General features: G+C 62.4%; 22 protein-coding genes and 1 other RNA gene. 9 read left to right on the top strand and 14 right to left on the bottom strand.

The genetic code is table 11. The features are described 5' to 3' along the window. Nucleotides 1–121: 121 nt before the first annotated feature. Complete coding sequence (cobF, locus tag H0241_RS02335; protein WP_181055814.1) at nt 122–892, top strand: precorrin-6A synthase (deacetylating); 771 nt, start codon at nt 122–124, stop codon at nt 890–892. A 10-nt stretch (nt 893–902) separates the two neighbouring features. Here cobF and H0241_RS02330 read toward each other — a convergent pair whose 3' ends face one another. From H0241_RS02330 to modA, 4 genes are all read right to left on the bottom strand, one after another. Continuing rightward, entirely contained in the window at nt 903–1,244 is a 342-nt protein-coding gene (locus H0241_RS02330) for a winged helix-turn-helix domain-containing protein (protein ID WP_112394630.1), read from the bottom strand. 69 nt (nt 1,245–1,313) lie between these two features. Then, nucleotides 1,314–2,426, bottom strand: a complete 1,113-nt coding sequence (gene modC / locus H0241_RS02325) for a molybdenum ABC transporter ATP-binding protein (RefSeq protein ID WP_181055813.1) — start codon at nt 2,424–2,426, stop codon at nt 1,314–1,316. Next, on the bottom strand, nt 2,423–3,127 hold the full coding sequence (gene modB / locus H0241_RS02320) for a molybdate ABC transporter permease subunit (protein WP_181055812.1): 705 nt from the start codon (nt 3,125–3,127) through the stop codon (nt 2,423–2,425). Before modB ends, modC begins: the two co-directional genes overlap by 4 nt. 25 nt (nt 3,128–3,152) lie before the next feature. Further along, entirely contained in the window at nt 3,153–3,950 is a 798-nt protein-coding gene (gene modA / locus H0241_RS02315) for a molybdate ABC transporter substrate-binding protein (RefSeq protein ID WP_407941700.1), read from the bottom strand. 159 nt (nt 3,951–4,109) lie between these two features. Here modA and H0241_RS02310 point away from each other — a divergent pair, with 159 nt between their 5' ends. Further along, nucleotides 4,110–4,316, top strand: coding sequence for a TOBE domain-containing protein (locus tag H0241_RS02310; protein ID WP_112618756.1), 207 nt, complete (start codon nt 4,110–4,112; stop codon nt 4,314–4,316). Nucleotides 4,317–4,338: 22 nt separating this feature from the next. On the opposite strand, the gene H0241_RS02305 is transcribed toward H0241_RS02310, so the two are convergent. From H0241_RS02305 to H0241_RS02290, 4 genes are all read right to left on the bottom strand, one after another. After that, complete coding sequence (locus H0241_RS02305) at nt 4,339–4,734, bottom strand: hypothetical protein (RefSeq protein ID WP_181055811.1); 396 nt, start codon at nt 4,732–4,734, stop codon at nt 4,339–4,341. Further along, nucleotides 4,713–5,132 (bottom strand): HEPN domain-containing protein, encoded by a 420-nt coding sequence (locus H0241_RS02300; RefSeq protein ID WP_181055810.1) that lies wholly within the window; start codon nt 5,130–5,132, stop codon nt 4,713–4,715. Before H0241_RS02300 ends, H0241_RS02305 begins: the two co-directional genes overlap by 22 nt. Continuing rightward, nucleotides 5,129–5,923 carry a thymidylate synthase gene (locus H0241_RS02295; protein ID WP_181055809.1) on the bottom strand — a complete coding sequence of 265 codons (795 nt, stop codon included), beginning with the start codon at nt 5,921–5,923 and terminating at the stop codon, nt 5,129–5,131. The genes H0241_RS02300 and H0241_RS02295 overlap by 4 nt, the downstream gene beginning before the upstream one ends. Before the next feature lie 358 nt (nt 5,924–6,281). Beyond that, nucleotides 6,282–6,593: a DUF2853 family protein gene (locus H0241_RS02290; protein ID WP_181055808.1), complete on the bottom strand. Its 312-nt coding sequence runs from the start codon at nt 6,591–6,593 to the stop codon at nt 6,282–6,284. A gap of 168 nt (nt 6,594–6,761) precedes the next feature. Here H0241_RS02290 and ssrA point away from each other — a divergent pair. Together ssrA and H0241_RS02280 are read left to right on the top strand one after the other, a co-directional pair. Continuing rightward, nucleotides 6,762–7,122: a transfer-messenger RNA gene (ssrA, locus tag H0241_RS02285) on the top strand. Between the two features lie 111 nt (nt 7,123–7,233). After that, nucleotides 7,234–7,785 carry an AAA family ATPase gene (locus H0241_RS02280; protein ID WP_181055807.1) on the top strand — a complete coding sequence of 184 codons (552 nt, stop codon included), beginning with the start codon at nt 7,234–7,236 and terminating at the stop codon, nt 7,783–7,785. Between the two features lie 43 nt (nt 7,786–7,828). Here the strand turns inward: H0241_RS02280 and H0241_RS02275 are convergent, their stop codons facing one another. Continuing rightward, nucleotides 7,829–9,034 (bottom strand): multidrug effflux MFS transporter, encoded by a 1,206-nt coding sequence (locus H0241_RS02275; protein ID WP_181055806.1) that lies wholly within the window; start codon nt 9,032–9,034, stop codon nt 7,829–7,831. A gap of 185 nt (nt 9,035–9,219) precedes the next feature. Here H0241_RS02275 and H0241_RS02270 point away from each other — a divergent pair, with 185 nt between their 5' ends. The 4 genes from H0241_RS02270 to H0241_RS02255 all read left to right on the top strand — a co-directional run bounded on the left by H0241_RS02270 (nt 9,220) and on the right by H0241_RS02255 (nt 11,036). Beyond that, nucleotides 9,220–9,909: a TetR/AcrR family transcriptional regulator gene (locus tag H0241_RS02270; protein WP_181055805.1), complete on the top strand. Its 690-nt coding sequence runs from the start codon at nt 9,220–9,222 to the stop codon at nt 9,907–9,909. Between the two features lie 127 nt (nt 9,910–10,036). After that, complete coding sequence (locus H0241_RS02265; protein ID WP_181055804.1) at nt 10,037–10,582, top strand: SspB family protein; 546 nt, start codon at nt 10,037–10,039, stop codon at nt 10,580–10,582. A gap of 18 nt (nt 10,583–10,600) precedes the next feature. Then, nucleotides 10,601–10,795 (top strand): DUF4169 family protein, encoded by a 195-nt coding sequence (locus H0241_RS02260; protein WP_181055803.1) that lies wholly within the window; start codon nt 10,601–10,603, stop codon nt 10,793–10,795. Nucleotides 10,796–10,808: 13 nt separating this feature from the next. After that, the gene (locus H0241_RS02255) at nt 10,809–11,036 is read left to right on the top strand and encodes a ribbon-helix-helix domain-containing protein (protein WP_181056149.1); all 228 of its coding nucleotides are present in this window, start codon (nt 10,809–10,811) and stop codon (nt 11,034–11,036) included. On the opposite strand, the gene H0241_RS02250 is transcribed toward H0241_RS02255, so the two are convergent. The 5 genes from H0241_RS02250 to H0241_RS02230 form a co-directional block, all read right to left on the bottom strand. Continuing rightward, on the bottom strand, nt 11,033–14,986 hold the full coding sequence (locus tag H0241_RS02250; RefSeq protein ID WP_181055802.1) for an AsmA family protein: 3,954 nt from the start codon (nt 14,984–14,986) through the stop codon (nt 11,033–11,035). The genes H0241_RS02255 and H0241_RS02250 overlap by 4 nt on opposite strands. A 130-nt stretch (nt 14,987–15,116) precedes the next feature. Continuing rightward, nucleotides 15,117–15,638 (bottom strand): hypothetical protein, encoded by a 522-nt coding sequence (locus H0241_RS02245; protein ID WP_181055801.1) that lies wholly within the window; start codon nt 15,636–15,638, stop codon nt 15,117–15,119. A gap of 78 nt (nt 15,639–15,716) precedes the next feature. Then, the gene (locus H0241_RS02240) at nt 15,717–16,223 is read right to left on the bottom strand and encodes a hypothetical protein (RefSeq protein ID WP_181055800.1); all 507 of its coding nucleotides are present in this window, start codon (nt 16,221–16,223) and stop codon (nt 15,717–15,719) included. Nucleotides 16,224–16,311: 88 nt separating this feature from the next. Beyond that, nucleotides 16,312–16,770: an STM3941 family protein gene (locus tag H0241_RS02235; protein ID WP_328824595.1), complete on the bottom strand. Its 459-nt coding sequence runs from the start codon at nt 16,768–16,770 to the stop codon at nt 16,312–16,314. A gap of 20 nt (nt 16,771–16,790) precedes the next feature. Next, the gene (locus tag H0241_RS02230; RefSeq protein WP_181055798.1) at nt 16,791–18,200 is read right to left on the bottom strand and encodes an FAD-binding oxidoreductase; all 1,410 of its coding nucleotides are present in this window, start codon (nt 18,198–18,200) and stop codon (nt 16,791–16,793) included. A gap of 120 nt (nt 18,201–18,320) precedes the next feature. Here H0241_RS02230 and H0241_RS02225 point away from each other — a divergent pair, with 120 nt between their 5' ends. Beyond that, nucleotides 18,321–18,806, top strand: a complete 486-nt coding sequence (locus H0241_RS02225) for a thioesterase family protein (protein ID WP_181055797.1) — start codon at nt 18,321–18,323, stop codon at nt 18,804–18,806. The last annotated feature ends 102 nt before the right edge of the window (nt 18,807–18,908 follow it).

Below are 18,908 nucleotides of genomic sequence, written 5' to 3'. Positions count from 1 at the left end.
CCCTAGCCGTTTCAATGTGGCGTTTCAAAGCCCTTCCCTCTCCAAGCAGGGCGCCACAGTGTCTGGACACGCCAATCGGCGGTCTGGACTAACAGGTTTCGATCGGGCAGGAGTTCGCGTCATGCGCAAGCTTCTCGTCATCGGCATCGGCGCCGGCAATCCCGATCATATGACCGTTCAGGCGGTAGACGGCCTGAACCGGGCGGACGTCCTGTTTATTCCAGACAAGGGGGCGAAGAAGAACGATCTTGCCGAACTCCGCCGCCAGATCTGCGATCGTTTCGTCACCAATCCCGAATCGCGCCGCGTCGAGTTCGACGTGCCGGTGCGCGCCGAGCCGGCGCCGTCCTACCGCTCGACCGTCGACGACTGGCACGAGGCCATCGCCGAAATCTATGAAGGCCTGGTCCGCGACGAACTTGCCGAAGATGGCTGCGGCGCTTTCCTGATCTGGGGCGACCCTTCGCTCTATGACAGCGCGCTACGCATTCTCGAGCGGGTGCGGCTCAGAGGCAATGTCGGGTTCGAGCTGGAGGTCATCCCCGGCATCACTGCAGTTCAGGCGCTCGCCGCCAGCCACAAAATGGCGCTGAACCGCATCGGCGACCCCGTGCTGATCACCACTGGCCGCCGCCTGACCGAGCAAGGCATGCCGCAAAATGCCGGCAGTGCGGTGGTCATGCTCGACGGCAAATGCGCCTTCAACACGCTGGTCGACAAGGATCTGATCATCCACTGGGGCGCCTATCTCGGCACGCCGGACGAGATTGTTGTTTCGGGACGCCTCGGCGATGTCGGCGCGGAGATTGAGAGGGTGCGTGAAGAAGCCCGGAAGAGAAAGGGCTGGATCATGGACACCTATCTGCTGCGCAAGGCAGGAGAAGACGACTAGTCCCTACTCCCTACCCAGCATCAATCTCCGCCTGCAGCGCCTCCATATGCGTCGAGGCCGCTGCAGCCGCAGCCCGCTCAATGGCGCGGAAGCGGCTGACGACCGCCAGTCCGACCGAGGTCAACTGCGCGCCGCCGCCCTTGCGGCCGCCGGTCTGCGCTGCGACCAGTGGCTTGCCGAACACCCGGTTCATATCCTCGACCAGATCCCAGGCGTGCTTGTAGGACATCTCCATGCCGCGCGCGGCGGCCGAGATCGAGCCGAAGGTGGCGATCTGTTCGAGCAATTCGATCTTGCCCGGACCTATGCGCCCGTCCGGATCGAGATTTATCCGCAGGCTCAGCGACGGCATCTCTTGTCCTCCACGGTCACACTAGCCCCTCCCGATCCATAGCGCTATTCCAAAACGATATAGCGGCTCTCAGCCATCCGCTTCGGCCGGCAGGCCGGCGCTGGTATTGGCACGGTCGAAACTGACCGTCTTGATCACCGCGAACACCTTGCCGCCGAGATGAAGTTTCAGCGCCTGCCTGGACTGTTCGGTGATGCGGGCAAGCACGGTTGCGCCATTGCAGTCGATGCCGATGTCGACCGTTGGCCCCTCGCCCGGGCTGATCGCGACGATGATGCCCGGCAGGATGTTGAGCGCGCTGAGCCCCATCGGCTGTTCGGTGGCGATCATCACGTCGCGGGCGCGGATGCGGATGCGCACCGGCGCGCCGGTCGCGACAGCCAGCCGCGGCACCCGGATTTCGCCCGCCGCCGAGCCGAGCACGGTCATACCAAAAGCCTCGTCATGGCGCAGCACCTTGGTGTCGAGCACCGCGCCACCTTCGCCGCGTTCCTCTGCCGGCAGGAGGTCGAGCCGCTGCATGATCGCGCCGGTCGGACCGGAAGCCGCGACCTTGCCTTGCGCCATCACCACCACGTCGCTCGCCAGCCGCGCCACTTCGGCGACGGAGTGGCTGACATAGACGATGGGCAGCTTGGTCTCGTCGCGCAGCCGCTCGATATAGGGCAGGATCTCGGCCTTGCGCGCATCGTCGAGCGAGGCCAGCGGCTCGTCCATCAACAGCAATTTCGGGCTGGCGAGCAACGCCCGACCGATCGCAACGCGCTGCTTCTCGCCGCCCGACAGCTTTGCCGGCCGCCGGTCAAGCAGTGGACCGATGCCGAGCAATTCGACGACGGCGTCCATCTCGGCATACCGTTCCGCCGGCGGCGTGAACCAGCGGCCATACCGCAGATTGCCGGCCACGCTCATATGCGGAAACAGCCGCGCATCCTGGAACACCATGCCGATTCGGCGCTTGTGCTTCGGCACGAAAATGCCGGCATCGGTGTCGACGAGCACCCGACCGTCGACCGCAATACGGCCCTTGTCCGGCCGGATCAGGCCGGCAATCATGTTGATCAGCGTCGTCTTGCCCGAACCGGACGGCCCGAACAGCGCCGTCAGCCGCCCGGCGCTTTCGAAACGGGCGTCGATGGCGAAATCGCCGAGCCGATGGCTGATGTCGACAAGGACGCTCATTCGATGTCCATCCGCCTGCCGACGCGCCGCGCCAGCACTTCCGAGGCGACCAGTGCGGCCATCGAGATGATGATGGAAATCAGCGTCAACCGTAGCGCTCCATCATCGCCCCCCGGCACCTGCGTGAAGGTGTAGATCGCCGAAGGCAGCGTCTGCGTCTCATTGGGAATGTTGGAGACGAAGGTGATGGTGGCGCCGAACTCGCCCATCGCCTTGGCGAAAGACAGGATGGAGCCGGCGATCAGCCCCGGCAGGATCAGCGGCAGCGTGATGGTGGCGAAGACGAACAGCGGATTGGCGCCGAGCGTTCCCGCCGCCGCCTCCATCTTGCGGTCGACCGCCTCGATCGACAGCCGCATCGCCCGCACCATCAAGGGGAAACCCATGATGCCGCAGGCCAGTGCAGCACCTGTCCAGCGAAACGAGAAGACGATGCCGAAATGCTCCGCCAGGAACGCACCAGCCGGACCGCGCCTGCCGAAGGTGAGCAACAAGAGATAGCCGGTGACCACAGGCGGCAGGATCAGCGGCAGATGCACCACGCCGTTGAGCAGCGTCTTGCCCCAGAATTTTCCGCGGGCAAGCAAGAGCGCAATCAGGATGCCCGGTGGCAGGCTGAACAGCATTGCCACGGTCGCCACCTTGATCGACAGCCGGACCGCATTCCATTCGTCGGGAGTGAGGTCCAGCAGCCAGTTCATATTGTCAGGTGAAGCCCCTTGGAACTCAGTTGCTTGGCGCCAGGACCGTGAAACCCTGTTCCTTGAACAGTTCCGCCGCCTTGGCGGACTGCAGGCACTTCAGGAAAGCCGGCGTATCCTTGTCCTTTGAATCAGCGGTCTGGGCAACCGGATAGATGATCGGCGGATGCGAATTCTCCGGGAAGGTGCCGACCACCTTGACACCCTTGTCGGCATGCGCGTCGGTGGCATAGACGATGCCGAGCGCCGCTTCGCCGGTCGAAACCAGCTTCAGCGCCGCGCGCACATTTTCGGCCTGCGCCACCTTGCCTTCGACCGACGACCAGACGCCAAGCGATTCCAGGGCTGCCTTGCCGTATTTGCCGGCCGGCACCGCCTTGAAGTCGCCCATGGCGAACTTGCCGTCGCCGACCAGCTTGGCGAGATCAAAACCTTTCTCGATCTTGGTCTCGACCTTGGAATCCTTCGGTGCCACCAGCACGATCTGGTTGCCGAGCAATTTCACTTCGGTGTCCGGCTTGGTCAGCTTCTTGTCGGAGAGATATTTCATCCAGTCGAGATCGGCCGAGATGAAGACATCGGCCGGCGCCCCACCCTCGATCTGCTTGGCCAGTGCCGAGCTCGCGGCGTAGGACACGGTCGCGGCCTCACCGACATCGGCTTCACAGGCCTTGTTGACGGCATCAAGCCCGTCCTTGAGGCTAGCGGCGGCAAATACGATCAACTTGTCGTCTGCGTGAGCCGCCGGCACTGCGGCCATCAACGCTGCAGCAAAGCCGCCAATCGCGATCGCCCTCAATCCAAAACCTGTGTGCCTCAACATGAAAACTCTCCCTGGGTTTGAAATCCGCTCGGCTCGAAGCCTAGGATCGATATATCCGGATGAATATAACATGGGAAGGCCGTCACCTTGCGAAAGCGTCTGTTCGGCATCGATCGTTCTGGTTATGACGGGCACTGAAACCTTGGAAAGGAAGTCCCCATGAAAATCAGCGCCCGCAACATCCTCAAGGGAACGATCGTCGAGATCGTCAAAGGCGCCACCACCTCGCATGTCCGCATCGATGTCGGCGGCTCGGTCGTCACCGCCTCGATCACCAACGAGGCCGTCGCCGATCTCAAGCTCGAAAAGGGCAAGCAGGCCTATGCCGTGATCAAGGCGTCGGACGTCATGGTCGGCATCGACTGAGCGGTTTCCTAATTTACAAAGTTCAGGCGGCAAGCCTATGGATCAGCGCATCTTCGACATAGATGCCATTGATGGTGTTGTGAGAAAATCGCACCTCACCGAGACCATCGACCCGCATGGCGATACCTAGGCCGGCGATGAGCCGGTCGTCCGCCGACGTGATCTTCACCTTGCTGAGATCCAAGATAGGTTCTTGCGGACGTGCCTTACGCCAGTCGGCGGCTATGGTTGCCGCATCGAGATATTTTTTCTCAAGATCCTTTCGCGGACCGCGATAAGCGATGATCATACGCCAATTGTCGACATCGCTGTTGTACAACCACAGCGCAGCCGCGACTCCGAATCCCTTTCCATCAAGAGCACGAATTAAGTTGATACCGGCATCAATGTCGGTCCTTACCAACGTTCCTGAAGCCATCTGAATATTCCTTGCTCTTCGTCGACCATGGCGTTTCGCATGGACGTCGCCTCAAACACATCTATCATATCGTAACGCGAAGCCTCATTCCAATCTGAGACCGCCGACCAATGGCCATCGAATACAGGCGACGCCGTCCGGCTTTCGGTAAGGTCTGCAGATAAGCCGGCCAACGCGATAAGCCTGTTGAGGTCATGGCTGTAAATGTCTTGAACGAATTTCTTGTCAGGAATGGTATCGGGCTGAAAAAGCCTCGAAATTCGTGACTTTATGGCAATTTCTGCCGCATATCCGAATAGGTAGTAAGCATTCGAATAGCGTTCGTTTTGAAATAGGAGTTCGGCGTCGTGCAGCTTCGCGTTGGCTATCGCCTGGAGCGCGGTCCTTTCTAGCGTCATACCGCGATCGGCGCCTTGATCGACGCGTCAGCAAAGTAGTTTTCCAGCCGGAAATCCTCGAAGCGGAAGGCGAACAAGTCCTTCACCTCTGGATTGATCCACAGCGTCGGCAGCGCCTTGGGCGTGCGCCGCAATTGCTCGCGCGCCTGCTCGAAATGGTTGGAGTAGAGATGCGCATCGCCGAGCGTGTGGACGAAATCCCCGGGTTTCAGCCCGGTGACCTGCGCCACCATCAAGGTCAGCAGTGCGTAAGACGCAATGTTGAAGGGCACGCCGAGAAAAATGTCGGCCGAACGCTGGTAGAGTTGGCAGGACAGTTTGCCGTCCGAGACGTAGAACTGGAACAGGCAGTGGCAGGGCGGCAGCGCCATGGCTTCCACTTCAGCCGGGTTCCACGCCGAAACGATCAGCCGGCGCGAGTTCGGATTCTTGCGTATCTCCTTGAGAACATTGGCGATCTGGTCGATCGACCCGCCATGGCCATCCGGCCAGGAGCGCCATTGTTTGCCATAGACCGGGCCGAGGTCGCCATTCTCGTCTGCCCATTCGTCCCAGATCGAAACGCCATGATCTCTAAGGTATTTGATGTTGGTGTCGCCGGCCAGGAACCACAGGAGTTCATGAATGATCGACTTCAGATGCAGCTTCTTGGTGGTGGTGACCGGAAAGCCGCGCGAGAGATCGAAGCGCATCTGGTAGCCGAACACCCCACGCGTACCAGTACCGGTGCGGTCGCCGCGATCGGCGCCGTTGTCCAGCACATGCTGCAAAAGGTCGAGATATTGGCGCATGGGTTCCAGCTCGATTCGAGGTTTGCCGATAATAGCCGACTGACGGGCCACAGAACACACCAAAACCGCGCAAATAGCGCTTGCGCACAACTACACTTTTCCAAAAGTTAGCGCCGCCCCTCATTGCCCTGCCGGGCATTTCTCCCGGTATAGTGACGGGGAGAAAGAGCTGGTTGTGACGCCGCCGCTTTTCCTGCGACGCTAGCGACTGGCGAAATCGCCCACGAGAGCGCCCTTCTCCCCGTTTACGGGGAGAAGATGGCGGCAGCCAGATGAGGGGCAGCGCTGACGCCCGGTGAACCGAAATTCCAACCCGACGCGACAAGCCCTCTCGCGCCAAGCTTCGTAAACTGGTGGTTCAGAGGGAGCCGAGCTTGCCGAGATCCTTGGCGACCAGATAGTAGAAAGTCACGCGGCTTTTGGTATTGTCGGCAGCCATCGCCTTGCAGGTCTTTTCGATCGACGCATCCGCCTTGGCGCCGTCGGCGACGCCGAGTTTCTTGGCAACCCAGTTGGTCTTGACGCGCTCCAATTCCTTGGGATCGGTGCAGGATACCAGCGAGGAATCGCGGTTGCGCAGCGCAATGCCCAGATGCTTCACAATCTTGGCAACCACATCGGCATTTGCGGCGGCGTCGTATTTCTTCACGTCTGCGAGATAATCGGCCATCAAATTTCCCCACGTCGGCGCCACGGGATCCGATCGATGAGGGCTGTGGCGCGCTGCCGCAACTTGTGCGCTAGGTCGATACTCCTCACCGCGGCAAAGCTTCGGTTGAGACCGCGCGCGAGTCAACCCTCCGGTGCGTAGTTTGACACAGGGACAAAGCGTCAATGCGGCCTTTCATTTCTTGCGATGCACCCCTATATTCGTTTGGTCGGCTTGACCGACTATGGCGATAAATGGGCGATGTAATAAGCCGTTCGGACCCGGGGGCGGTACCCGGCGCCTCCACCAAGAACCGCTCTGTTATCCAGAGCGGCTGTTGCTGGGGGCGAAATAGGATCGACGAAGGTGTAAAGATCGTACTTTTGCCCGGCATGGCACCACCGTCATCGGGCTAAACCTGTAGTTGCAAATGACAACTATGCGGAAGCACGTCTCGCTGCTTAATGCAGTGCGATAGCTTCAAATCAAGCCCTAGAGGTTCGCACTTCTAGGCGGGGTTCGGAGGTACCTGGCAACAGAAACCTCCACTTCTCCCCCCTCCCTCAATATCCTACGTGCAACGTCGGCTGGCGCTGGCCAGACTTCGCATGGCCATGGGCCGCGAAGCCGTCGAGCCGCGCCCTTCTCCATGGAACAAGAGATGAAAAACGACTGCGATCGATTCTTCGTGCTGACCGGCGGTCCCGGTTCCGGCAAGACCACACTCATCGAAGCGTTCAGCGTCGCCGGCTTCGCCAACTCGCCCGAAGCCGGGCGCGGCATCATCCGCGACCAGCTGGCAATCGGTGGAAATGCCCTGCCCTGGCAGGACCGGGCGCTGTTTTCCGAACTGATGCTGTCCTGGGAGCTGCGCTCATGGCAGGCCGCTTGCGACCTGTCCGGACCTGTCTTCTTCGACCGCGGCGTACCGGATACGCTGGGCTACTACAGGCTGATCGGGCTGCCGGCACCTGCTCACGTCGGCAGCGTTGCGGCGAAATTCCGTTACAACCGACGCGTCTTCATTGCCCCGCCATTGCCGGAAATCTTCATGCAGGACGAAGAGCGAAAGCAGACGCTCGACGAGGCCGAGCGCACCTATCATTCGCTGGTCGGCGTCTACGGCGAATTGGGTTACGAACTGGTAGAGCTGCCTCGGGCGCCGGTCGAAGAGAGGCGGCGCTTCATTCTCACCGAAGCCGGATTGAAATAAAAAGGCCGGGGAAACCCGGCCTTTTTTATATGTCTGTGGCTGTTTACTCCGCCGGCGCTTCGATCGCTTCGCGCGAACGGCCGAGCGTCAGCTTGGCCAGTGTGAACGAGATCACGGCGCACAGCGTAATGCCGGCCACCATCGGCAGTGGCGTGCCGTCGAAGAAGATGCCGGCGACACCCATGGCCAGCGCACCGATGGCGAAATGCAGCGTGCCCATCAGCGCCGAGGCGGTGCCGGCGATCTCGCCATGCTCTTCCATGGCCAGCACCGAGGTCGTCGGGATCACCAGGCCGAGGAAGCCGTAGCCGACGAAGAGCAGCGCCGCCATCACGTCGAGCCGGTCGACGCCGGACGCCATGACAGCGAACAGCACCACCATGGTCGTAGCGTAGCCGGTCACCGCAACCCAGACGACGCGCTTCAGCCCAAACCGTTCCGACAGCAGTCCCGTCAGCTGCGACATGCCGATGAAGGCCACCGCGTTGATCGAGAAGAACACGCTGTAGACCGAAGGCGACAGCCCGTAATGGTCGATCAGGATGAAGGACGAGCTCGACAGATAGACGAAGAAGCTGGCAATGCCGAAGCCGGCGATGGCCACCAGGCCGAGGAAATTGCGGTCACCCATCAGGAAGCGGTAACCGGCGAGTGCGGTTCCGAAGGAGGATCCGACGCGTTCGTCCGCGGGCCGCGTCTCCTTGAGCGAGGTCGCCAAAAGAATGGTCGCCAGCAGAGCAGCGCCCGTCACCGTCCAGAACACGGCGCGCCAACCAAAGTTCTCGATGATCTGGCTGCCGGTCAGCGGCGCCAGGATCGGCGACACCGAAAACACCAGCATCAACAGCGACATCAGCTTGGCGGCTTCAGTGCCTGTGTGCAGGTCGCGCACAATGGCGCGCGGCACAGCCATACCGGCGCTAGCGCCAAGGCCCTGCAGGAAGCGGAAAGCGATCAACCATTCAATGGTCGGCGCCATGGCCGAACCGATGCCGCCGACCATGAACAGCGCAAGCCCGCCATAGAGCGGCAGCTTGCGGCCGACCATATCCGAGATCGGCCCGACGATGATCTGGCCGAAGCCCATCGACAGGAAGAAGATCAAAAGGCTCATCTGCACGGCAGCGGTGCCGGCATGCAGATCCTGGCCGATCGAAGGCAGCGCGGGAAGATACATGTCGATGGCGAAGGGGCCGATGGCGGACAACAGGCCGAGCACGACCGCGATGCGGAGGAATTTGGGACTCATGATAAAGGCTTCTTTCGAATCTGGTTACCGCCGGCGAGCGGCGTCTAACCCTAGGACGTTCCATCCCTTGAAATTCCGACTCCAGAGTGAATTAAGCCGCCTCTCCGGAACGAAATCTCTCTTTGTTATGTCCACAAAATTAGACAGTCTTGTCTAATTCGTCAATCACCTCTATATAGATTTTGATGAAGCTTGCCGTTTCTCCTGACATTTTCCCGCCGCGCGGCCATGAGGCCAAGCGTATGTCGATCATCGACGCGGCGGCCTCGGTCTTTTGCCGCGAAGGCTTTGCCGGCGCCAATATCGACCTGATCGCGATGGAAGCCGGCGTCTCGCGCCAGACCATCTACAATCACCACCGCGACAAGGAAAAGCTCTTCATGGCCGTGGTGCGCGATCTGACCGAGCGCTGCAATGCCGGCATCTTCGCCACCTTTGCCAGCTTCCCCGACCAGCCGAGGGAACTCGAAGCCGATTTGATCGGCTTTGCCGTGCGCATGAACCAGAATTGCATCTGCAATCGCGACGGACGCTTCCTGCGCAAGCTGATCCAGACCGAGGGCGAGCGCTATCCCGAACTGTTTGCCGAATGGCGCGACCAGGGTCCGGGTCGGACCTGGCCCGCACTTGCCGCCCGTTTTGCCCGCCTCGCCCATGCCGGCCATCTCGCGGTCGACGACCCCGATGTTGCCGCGCGCCAGTTCCTGGCCCTGGCCAACGCCGAATTGCAGACGACCTTCATGCTTGGCGGCACGCCGTCGGAGGATGAAGTGCTGCAGTCGGCGACGCACGGCGTGCGCACCTTCCTGCGCGCCTTCGGCAAGCGCAGATCCGCGGCCGCGGTGGAAAAGCAGGCCCTGCTGGCCAGCGCTTGATCGAACCAAGCGATCAAATCGTCAGTGATAGGCTTCGCTTCGGCGTGCCTGCGATCTATATCCGGTTTACGCCGCCCTCAAGCTTGATTACAGCTATGCGGACGATTCAACGGAACCCGACCAGCACATGGCCGACGACCACATCCGCTACGACATTCTGGCCCAGGAGGCGTTGCGCGGCGTCATGCGCAAGGTGCTGGCCGAAGTCGCGCGCACCGGCCTTCCCGGCAATCATCATTTCTTCATCACTTTTTTGACCGGCGCGCCGGGCGTGCGCGTCTCGTCCAGGCTGCGCGAGCGTTATCCCGAACAGATGACCATCGTCATCCAGTTCCAGTATTGGGACCTCAAGGTGACCGATACCGGCTTCGAGGTCGGGCTGTCCTTCTCCGATGTGCCGGAGAAACTGGAAATCCCATTCTCGGCCGTACGTGGCTTTTACGACCCGTCGGTCAACTTCGAACTCGAATTCGACGTCAAGACCGACATTCCCTCGGAAGACGAAACGCCGGCACAGCCGGCTCCCGAGCCCTTGGCCATCGTCTCCGAGAAAAAGCCGAAAGCCGAGAAGAAGGCCGCCGCTGCTGAAGCCGAGAAGAAGCCGGCCGTGGCCGATGCCGCCGCCGGCAAGGGCGCCGACGTCGTGTCGCTCGACGCCTTCCGCAAGAAGTAGCGGCGCGGACAGCGCGACATGGGCGAAATCGTCAATCTTCGCCAGGTCCGCAAGCAGAAGGCGCGCGCCGAAAAAGAGCGGCAGGCCGGCGAGAACCGTGCTCTGCACGGCCGCTCCAAAGCCGAAAAAACCCGTGACCGGCTGATTTCCGACAAGGCTGAAAACTTCGTTGCCGGCCATCGTCGCGAACGTCCGGAAGATCAGGACGATTGATGGGCAGCCTGCGGTGAGCCCGGTCGAAAAACGCTCCGTGACGATCCGCGGCCACCGCACCAGCTATTCGCTCGAAAAACCTTTTTACGACGACCTCGTCGCCATCGCCGCGGCACGCAAGCTGACGCTCGCCGCCCTTGTCGCCGAAATCGACGAAACCCGGCCGCGCGACGCCAATCTGTCCTCGGCGCTCAGGCTCCACGTACTGGACTGGGCGAAGCGTGGAATGAACCCGCCCTAATTGCCCAGCGACTTCAGCAGATTGTCGACCGAGAACGGATTTGTCCTGGGCTTCGGCGGCGCCGGGGCCGAACCGTCATTGACGCCGGGCAGTGAGCGGTCGACCTTCGGCGCCTGCTCCTGAGCCTTGCGCTCGGCCTCCAGCCTGGCCTTTTCCTGCGAAGCAGTCCGCATCGCCTGCTCAGCCTTCTTGCGTTCGTCTTCGGCCTTGGCGGCGTCTTCGGCAGCCTGCTGCTCGGCCTGCGCCTTAGCCTTGGCGTCGGCCTCCGCCTGCGCTTTCGCAGCGGCATCGGCCTTTGCTTCGGCATCGGCCTTGGCCTTCGCATCCGCTTCGGCCTGTGCCCTGGCGTCGGCTTCTGCCTTCGCCTTGGCGTCAGCCTCCGCTTTCAGCCGCGCCGCTTCCTCCTGCTTGCGCAATTCCTCGGCCGCGTTGTCGCGTTCGGTCTGCAGAGCAGCGTAATAGCGCACTTCGCGCCGCAGCCGCTGTTTCTCGAGCAGCGCGGCCTGCATCGCCTCGACCCGCTGCTGCTCCTTTTCCAGCGCGCGCTGAGTCAAAAATTGCGCCAGCGGCTCGCTGTCGAACTGCTTCTTCATCGCACCGAACGGCCCGTCGACACTGAAATTGACCGTCGGATCCGATCCGACCAGCGCCTCGTCGCCGGGCTTATAGGTGATCGTGCCCCTGGCGGCGACGGTGCTGGTGTTGAGGTCCGCCGCGATGTCGGCGGACAGCGCCGCCCCAGCGTTTTCCAGCTTGACCGGCGGCGCCCTGAGCGTGCCGCCGGCAACCGTAAAGGCGATGTCGGTATCGCCGGCTGCAAAACTGCCGTCGCCGGCGATGTCAGGCGCAAAGCCCGCGGTCTTGGCTACGTCGATGTCGCGCCCGATCGCATCGGCCTTGGCGATCAAGGCGCCGAAGGCATCGGGATTGACGCCGGCAATGGTCAGCCCCTTCAGCGCCGCGGTGCCGGAGCCGGAGAGTGCCGCGATCATCGCATCGACCGATTTGCCGCTGGTCGACAGGCCAGTCGAGAAATCGCCGCTGCCGCTGAGACCGGCATTGGGCAGCACAGTCGCCAGATCGGCGCCGGCAAGTTTCATCTGGCCGGAGAACAGCCCGGTGCCGTCTGTGTTCTTCAACTCGAACAGCCCGGTGAGCGCGCCGCCGAGCAGCTTCGCCTTCAGGTCCGAAACGCGGATGCCTTCCTGGTCGAGTTTCAGCGACAGCGACGCATCATAGGCCGTCGCCATCGGCCCGGCGGCAAGGGTTGCCGTGGTCAAATCGAGGTCGGCGCTGAACGGCAGGCTGGATTTCTGGCTGAACGGCGCCGTCGGCCAGCTCCCATTGCTGGCCAGGAACGACTGGTCACCAAACAGCGCCACCGCGATCGGGTCGAGATCGAGCTCGTCCAGCACCAGCGCACCTGAGAGATGCGGCAGGCCCTGCTTCGCATCGATGTTGACGTCGCCCGACACCGCCGCTTCGTTGATGGATCCGCTGAGACCGCTCAGCACCAAAAGGCCATTGCCGAAATCGGCATCGGCGCTGAGCGAGGTCGAGGTGCCCGTCCCCATGCCCGGCAGGCCGACGCCGGTCGTCATCAGCCACGGCTCGATGTCGGAGGCGTCGAGGCCGATCTTGCCTTTGACGGTGGCGCCTTGCGGGCTTTCGGCGACGGTGCCGTCGAACGTCGCCTTGAAATCATCGGCGGCGAGGTTGAAGCTCGTTGCCAGGCCGCCGCCAAGCGTGCCTTTGGCCGAAATATCGGTGCTTGCCTGACCCAGCATGCCGAGCGGCAGCGCCGGCAAACCGTAGAGCGCCAGCAGCGCCGTGGCATCGGGGTTCCTGGCGTTGAAGGTCAGCGTCACCGGCGCCTCGAGCAGCTGGCCGACGGCCCCCTTGCCCGACAGCGACGCCGAAAAGGACGAGCCGCCGGCCTTGCCCTGCCCGCTGACCGCCAGCCCTGTCGTGCCGTCGCCATTATCGGCGGCACTTGCCACCAGATCGACGCGGGCGTCCTGGAACAGTTCGGGATAGGCGGCGGTGCGGCTTGCCAGCCCCTTCAGCACATCATTATCGGGATAGTGCTGCGCGGCAATGTCGATCAGCGGCTTCAGATCGACGGCGACCACCGAGGCGTCGAGCTTGCCGGTCGGGCTTGCCGGGAAATCCTTGATCCGGCCGGTGGCGCTGATCGACGCGCCGGCAAGGCCGCCAATCGACAGCCGGTCGATTTCGAGCAGGCCATCGCGCAGCCTGAGCGCGGTATCGACCGTGTCGGCGGTGAGCCCGCCGGCGCTGACCGGCCCGGCCTTGATCTGGAAATCGAGGTCGCGATCGGAAAAGCGGTTGGTGCCCTTGTCACTGACGAAGATCGAGGCGAAGGCCGTCAGCCCGTCGACATCGAGCTCACCGCCCTGGAGCCGCATCAGCACCGATGGCCTGGCGCCGTCCGGCTGGCTGGAATCGATGCGGCCGGAAAACTTTGCCTTGCCAAGGATAAGTTCGAGGTCGCTGAACGCCTGGCGGTCCTCGGAAAGATCGACCTTGGCCTTGAAGCCGGCAGCCGGCAGGCGGCGGATCGCCTCGTCGACATCTTTCGACAACCAGGCAGCAAAGCCGGAAGGCTGCGCCACCGCCAGAAGCAGCGAGCCGGTGAAGCCGAAATGATCCTCGACGCTGAGCATGCCGCTGGCTTCCAGCGTGGTGCGTCCCGGCAAGGTCGCGGCCATCGACTTCACCGACCACCCGCCCTCGACCGGCTCGGCGGAGAGATGTACGTCGCGCACGGTGGTGTCGCCGGCTACGACCGCCGGCAGCTTGACCTCGACAGTGCCGGGTATGGTCGGCTTCGGCAGGTCGAGCAGCGCCTGCTCAATTCCGGCAATGCGCTGATCCAGTGTCAGGCCGGCGCCCTTCTCAGCACCCACCGCTTCGTCCAGTTGCACCTGCGCGCCATTGGCTTCGATGGTAAAGCTGGGCTTCAGGCCAAGATCGACCGAAGCCTTGCCGTCGGCGGTATAGGGATTGTCGAGCGGCCCGGTCTCGAAGCGGAATTCGTCGACGCCAAGCTTCTGGTGATCGAGCGAGAACTTGCCGTTCAGCCGAAACCCCGGATCGGGCTTGCCGGCGCTGACCTTGCCCGTATTGACCTCGACAACCTCGCCATCGGTGCCGCGCAGCGCGGCCGCACTTTTGTCGGGACTATTCTTGTCATTCCCGGAAATCTTGAACTGGCCGGAGTAGACGGCAGCCCCGTTGACGATGCCGGCATTGCCGTCGGTCTCGACGACCAGCGGATAGGCATCGGGATCGACCTTGAGCCTCAGCCGCATCTGGCCGTTGCCCTCGGCCTTGCCGGTCGACGCGGCAACGGTCGAGCGCAGGCCATCGAGCCGCAACGTGCCGTCCATGCGCCACGGGCCAGCCAGCGACTTGGCGGAGATGGTCGAATTGATTTCAGAAATCAGATGGCTGCGCCCGCCCGCGGCATGGCTGAGCGCAATCTCGCCGTCGGTCACCGTCAGCTTCTCGATCGAGATCTGGTTGATATCGAAAGGTGAGGACGGCCGCATCGCCCAGTCGACCGTACCGTCATCGGCGATGTCGATCGTCGCCTTCGGATGCACCAGCCGCATGTCGAAGATCAGCACTTCGCCGCGCAGGAACGGCGCCAACTCCGCATCCATCGAAAACGTCTCGACGGTCATTGCCTGCTGGCCACCTGGGCCACCGGCGACGGTGACATTGGAGAAGGTGACCGACGGGAACGGCAACAGCCTTGCCGTCGCATCGCCCTGCACCGTCACCTTGCGGCCGAGAATGGCGCTCGCCTCGCGCTCGAACTCAGCGCGGTAGCCGGTCCAGTCGATAAAATACGGCACCACCAGCGCCGCAAGCAGCACCAGCACGAACAAGCCACCGAAGATCACGAACAGGCGTGCGAGCATCAGCTCCGAACGGGTTGATTGAAAGTCAGCCGCACTCTACCCGCATCAGCGTGTCGATAAAGAGGCAATTTCCTTGGCGCGGCGCGCCTTAGACTGCAAACTTCATCCAGGCCGTCCACACCAAAGAAGCTCAGCGCGCGTCGCGCTTTGCCTGCGCCACCTTGGCCGCTTGCCGCTGCCGGCCGCGCTCCGCCGGCCGAACCAGATCCGGAGGCCGCTGGTTGGCCACCGACCGCATGCCCTTATGTGCGGTGCGCGCGTTGAAATCCGGCCCGTTCGCGGCGGCCTCTTGCTTCCTGGCCAGTGCGTTGCGGGCATTCGTGACCAGCGAGACCCGCGCTGCCAATTGCCGGCGACGCTCGGCCTCGCCGTTCAGCCGCCGCATGGCCATCGCCAGAACCTCGAGCTTGAGCTGCGAGCCGCCATCGGCTTTCGAAGCTGCCGCACCTTTCGGAGCGCCTTTGCCGCGTATCTCGCGCCGCCGGCGATGCGCCTCGGTCTGTGCCTTGTTGCGCCGTTCCCGCAGCAGCTTGACCAGATTGCCAAGGTCGCTGTCGGCAAGCTCCTGCACCGCCGGATGATGCGACTTGTCGACCAGACCCTGTTCATCAGTGCTCAGCGCCCGCGCTTCTTCCTTGCGTGACATTGCCATGGCATCGTTCCTCCCTTGGTGAAGCCCGCCTCTTCCCGGTCTGCCCGCACGGAAGTCTGCGTCCAAACGGCGGTCCGATCAAGGTATGGGATCGCCGATGCTCTCCATCAATGCAGTCAGGACCGCCCCCTGATGAAGGTTGACCGAAAAGCTTCGGGCAATGAATTCCAGCGTCGAATCATGAAACGTCAGGATGAAGTGCCGATAGCCGGAAAACAGCGCCGGCGTGTGGGACGAATGAACCCGATTTGCCTTCTCGAAGGAGGCGATCCAGGAGGAATTGAGGACTTCGAACGCGGAATAGGGCTTTAGGCCCAGCCCATACAAACGGTGCCCGCTAATGACTTCGTCGTTTGGCGGGCCGAACTGAAGCGCCAGATAAGAATCCGCCGTCAGGATGGCGATCGATTGATCGCCGGTCACGGACGAGATCGAGCGCGGATTCGCGCCGTCGAATTCTGGATCCGGGCTGTGGGCAATATAGGCGATGAGCAGCCTGCCCTCATCGGCAAAGACATGCGGCAAAGGCGCGCCGGCGGACGATAGCGGCACGTCGATCGGCAACAACGCCTCTGATGTCGGCATCTATTGGCCCTCCCCCAGCGACGACACAGCTCTTGCGCCCCGCGGTCTTATCCCACCATGGCCCTTCGGCGATATTCGTTCAGCAGCACTACCATCTCCTCGGGCGACAATGTCCAGCCCTGGGGTAATGCGGCTTCGGCGCCCAGGCTTTTGGTGACGCTGCGCATGACCGAGCTTTTCTTGACCCCGGTGCGAAATTGTAGCCGATCATATCGCCGATCCTGCGCCGACGATGGACGACGAAGAAGCCTTCGATATCCTTCCAGGGGACCAGCTTGGGCGATCGAACAAGACCGCCGCCGAGACTGAAACCTTGTCCGTTCAGCACCAGAATCTGCGGGCGCACAAGCTGCCAGGCAAACACCAACGCGCCCAGCCCGAAAAAGGCAATGCACCACCAAAGGCCGGCGGTGTCGCCGTCCTTGGAGACATGAATCAGGAAAGCGCAGGCCAGGACAAAGAAGAGGCTGGCCGACAGCAACAACAGTGTCTTGCCGCGCGATGCGCTTATAGTCAGGGGCTCAATAGTCTCGGTCCCGTATCGCATTGCCGCTCCTCACATTTCGGCTATGCAGGTAATATCTTGCCCGGGTTCATGATGTCTTGCGGGTCGAGCGCTTTTTTGATGGAACGCATGATGTCGACGCCATGGCCGAGTTCATGGCGCAGGAAGCCGATCTTGCCCTGGCCGATGCCGTGTTCGCCGGTGCAGGTGCCGTCCATGGCGATCGCCCGCATGTTCAGCCGCGCGACGAATTTCTCTGCCAGCGCGATCTCCTTGGGATCATTCACATCCATCAGCACCAGCACATGGAAATTGCCGTCGCCGGCATGACCGACGATCGGCGCGACCAGGCCCATCTCGGTAATGTCGGCCTCGGTTTCGGCAACGCATTCGGCCAGCCGCGAGATCGGCACGCAGACATCGGTCGACAGGCCCTTGGTGCCGGGCCGCAGCGTCAGCGATGCCCAGTAGGCGTCGTGCCTCGCCTTCCACAATTTCGTCCGCTCCTCGGCGACGCTGGTCCACAGGAACGGTCCGCCGCCATTGTCCTCGGCGATGGCGCCGAAGGTTTCGGCCTGCTCGGCAACGCCGGCATCGCTGCCATGGAATTCGACGAACAGGCACGGGCTCTCGGGATAATCGAGCTTGGAATAATTCTTCATCGCCCGCATCTGCAGCGCGTTGACCAGTTCGATGCGCGCCACCGGAATGCCCATCTGGATGGTCGCGATAACAGCGTTGCAGGCTGCCTCGAGGCTCGGAAACGGACACACGCCGCCGGAGATCGCCTGCGGAATGCCTTGCAGCTTCAGCGTCAGCGACGTGATGATGCCGAGCGTGCCTTCCGAGCCGACCAGCAGCCGCGTCAGGTCGTAGCCGGCCGAGCTCTTCTTCGCCCGCTTGCCGGTCGTCACCGTCTCGCCATCGGCCATGACAGCCGTCAGCGACAGCACATTCTCACGCATCGTGCCGTAGCGCACAGCATTGGTGCCGGAGGCCCGCGTCGCCGCCATGCCGCCGAGCGAGGCATTGGCGCCGGGATCGATCGGAAAGAACAGGCCGGTGTCGCGCAAATGCCGGTTGAGATCCTCGCGCGTCACGCCGGGCTCGACCGTGCAGTCAAGGTCTTCAGGGTTGACCGACAGGATGCGGTTCATGCGCGAGGTGTCGACCGAAATGCCGCCGCCAGGCGCGTTGGTGTGGCCCTCCAGCGAAGAGCCGACGCCAAAGGCGATCACTGGCACGCGATGCGCGGCGCAGGCGCGCACGATCTCCTGCACCTCTTCGGTCGTCTCCGGGAACGCGACGCCATCGGGCGCCTGTGTCGGAATGTAGGTGGTGGTGTGAGCATGCTGCGAGCGGATCGCCGCGCCGGTCTGGAAGCGTTCGCCGAGCTGCTGCTTGAGGATGCCGAGCACGGCGGCGATGCCCACCTCGTTGCGTTCGACCGGATTGAGGTCGCTCAGAGCCATGAATTCCTCCGCGAATGGACCAGCGTCCATGCTTGTTATGCGATTATTGATGCGTAGTCTCACCTGCCGCGGCCTGTCCAGCACCAGAACTCGGTCCAGCACCAGAACAAGGAAGTTTCCATGCCCATCCCCGCCCCCTTCGTCTCCAAACCGATGGACATCGAGAAGGACTGGATCGACTACAACGGCCACCTCAACATGGCCTATTACAACGTGCTGTTCGACCGCTGCTCGGATGAGGCGTTCGAGGCGATGGGCATGGGGCTGGACTATGTCAAAGAGCGGCGCCTGACCATCTACACGGCGGAAGTCCATGTCTGCTACGTCCAGGAGCTGCATCTCGAACACAAGGTCGTCGTCTCGTTCCAGCTGATCGACCATGACGACAAGCGGCTAAGGGCCTACCAGGAAATCCGCCATGTCGACGGCTGGCTCGCCGCCACCTCCGAAACCCTGTCGCTGCATGTCGACATGTCCGGGCCGAAAGTCGCGCCCTTCCCCGCCGACGTGCAGGCCAAGGTGGAAGCGATGCGCGCCGCCCATTCTGCACTGCCGATGCCCGAACGCGCCGGCCGTTCGATCGGTATTCGCCGCAAGACCGCTTGAAGCCCTCCGACGCCCGCGTTAACCTTACCAAGGTTTTAACGTGAACAAGCCATTTGAGCCATTGAACGACTCAGCAGACCGTTTGAGAACGGGTTGATCCGA

Source organism: Mesorhizobium neociceri (genome assembly GCF_013520985.1).
In the GTDB taxonomy this organism is placed as follows: Bacteria; Pseudomonadota; Alphaproteobacteria; order Rhizobiales; family Rhizobiaceae; genus Mesorhizobium; species Mesorhizobium neociceri.
Note: the sequence above shows the minus strand (reverse complement) of the source record. Positions and strands in the feature narration are given on the sequence as shown.

What these genes read in the sequence shown, in the direction of transcription:
- H0241_RS02265 (WP_181055804.1), top strand. Translation starts at nt 10,037, where the DNA reads ATGGCCGACGACCACATCCGCTACGACATTCTGGCCCAGGAGGCGTTG.
- H0241_RS02310 (WP_112618756.1), top strand. Translation starts at nt 4,110, where the DNA reads ATGAAAATCAGCGCCCGCAACATCCTCAAGGGAACGATCGTCGAGATC.
- H0241_RS02330 (WP_112394630.1), bottom strand. Translation starts at nt 1,244, where the DNA reads ATGCCGTCGCTGAGCCTGCGGATAAATCTCGATCCGGACGGGCGCATA.
- modC (WP_181055813.1), bottom strand. Translation starts at nt 2,426, where the DNA reads ATGAGCGTCCTTGTCGACATCAGCCATCGGCTCGGCGATTTCGCCATC.
- modA (WP_407941700.1), bottom strand. Translation starts at nt 3,950, where the DNA reads ATGTTGAGGCACACAGGTTTTGGATTGAGGGCGATCGCGATTGGCGGC.
- H0241_RS02235 (WP_328824595.1), bottom strand. Translation starts at nt 16,770, where the DNA reads ATGCGATACGGGACCGAGACTATTGAGCCCCTGACTATAAGCGCATCG.
- cobF (WP_181055814.1), top strand. Translation starts at nt 122, where the DNA reads ATGCGCAAGCTTCTCGTCATCGGCATCGGCGCCGGCAATCCCGATCAT.
- H0241_RS02290 (WP_181055808.1), bottom strand. Translation starts at nt 6,593, where the DNA reads ATGGCCGATTATCTCGCAGACGTGAAGAAATACGACGCCGCCGCAAAT.
- H0241_RS02225 (WP_181055797.1), top strand. Translation starts at nt 18,321, where the DNA reads ATGCCCATCCCCGCCCCCTTCGTCTCCAAACCGATGGACATCGAGAAG.
- H0241_RS02275 (WP_181055806.1), bottom strand. Translation starts at nt 9,034, where the DNA reads ATGAGTCCCAAATTCCTCCGCATCGCGGTCGTGCTCGGCCTGTTGTCC.
- H0241_RS02295 (WP_181055809.1), bottom strand. Translation starts at nt 5,923, where the DNA reads ATGCGCCAATATCTCGACCTTTTGCAGCATGTGCTGGACAACGGCGCC.
- H0241_RS02270 (WP_181055805.1), top strand. Translation starts at nt 9,220, where the DNA reads ATGAAGCTTGCCGTTTCTCCTGACATTTTCCCGCCGCGCGGCCATGAG.
- H0241_RS02240 (WP_181055800.1), bottom strand. Translation starts at nt 16,223, where the DNA reads ATGCCGACATCAGAGGCGTTGTTGCCGATCGACGTGCCGCTATCGTCC.
- H0241_RS02280 (WP_181055807.1), top strand. Translation starts at nt 7,234, where the DNA reads ATGAAAAACGACTGCGATCGATTCTTCGTGCTGACCGGCGGTCCCGGT.
- H0241_RS02260 (WP_181055803.1), top strand. Translation starts at nt 10,601, where the DNA reads ATGGGCGAAATCGTCAATCTTCGCCAGGTCCGCAAGCAGAAGGCGCGC.
- H0241_RS02245 (WP_181055801.1), bottom strand. Translation starts at nt 15,638, where the DNA reads ATGGCAATGTCACGCAAGGAAGAAGCGCGGGCGCTGAGCACTGATGAA.
- modB (WP_181055812.1), bottom strand. Translation starts at nt 3,127, where the DNA reads ATGAACTGGCTGCTGGACCTCACTCCCGACGAATGGAATGCGGTCCGG.
- H0241_RS02250 (WP_181055802.1), bottom strand. Translation starts at nt 14,986, where the DNA reads ATGCTCGCACGCCTGTTCGTGATCTTCGGTGGCTTGTTCGTGCTGGTG.
- H0241_RS02300 (WP_181055810.1), bottom strand. Translation starts at nt 5,132, where the DNA reads ATGACGCTAGAAAGGACCGCGCTCCAGGCGATAGCCAACGCGAAGCTG.
- H0241_RS02305 (WP_181055811.1), bottom strand. Translation starts at nt 4,734, where the DNA reads ATGGCTTCAGGAACGTTGGTAAGGACCGACATTGATGCCGGTATCAAC.
- H0241_RS02230 (WP_181055798.1), bottom strand. Translation starts at nt 18,200, where the DNA reads ATGGCTCTGAGCGACCTCAATCCGGTCGAACGCAACGAGGTGGGCATC.